Genomic DNA, 376 nt, shown 5'->3' on the forward strand with positions numbered 1-376 from the left:
CCCCCCCCCCCCCCCCCCCCCCCCCCCCCCCCCCCCCCCCCCCCCCCCCCCCCCCCCCCCCCCCCCCCCCCCCCCCCCCCCCTCCACGGCCTTCGTCGGCAGCGTCAGATGTGTATAAGAGACAGGCCATGAACGACGACCAACTGCTGCGCTATTCCCGCCACATCCTGCTCGACGAGATCGGCATCGAGGGGCAGACGCGTCTACTTGAAGCGCATGCGCTCGTCATTGGCGCGGTTCGGCTGACGACTTCATGCTGCAGCAGGCGATCAATGAGTGGGGGGGGGGGGGGGGGGGGGGGGGGGGGGGACGAAGGCCGTGGAGTGTAGAGCTGGGGGGGCGCGGGGGGATGGGGGGGGGGGGGGGGGGGGGGGGG

At 75.5% G+C, this 376-nt stretch carries 1 pseudogene; it reads left to right on the forward strand.

The features are described 5' to 3' along the window. Window positions 1–128 precede the first annotated feature (128 nt). A pseudogene (locus tag JHD73_RS29390) lies at window positions 129–236 on the forward strand (molybdopterin biosynthesis protein MoeB); the annotation flags it as partial. Between the last annotated feature and the right edge of the window lie 140 nt (window positions 237–376).

This window comes from Ralstonia sp. ASV6, from assembly GCF_016429285.1.
Classification (GTDB): Bacteria; Pseudomonadota; Gammaproteobacteria; order Burkholderiales; family Burkholderiaceae; genus Ralstonia; species Ralstonia flaminis.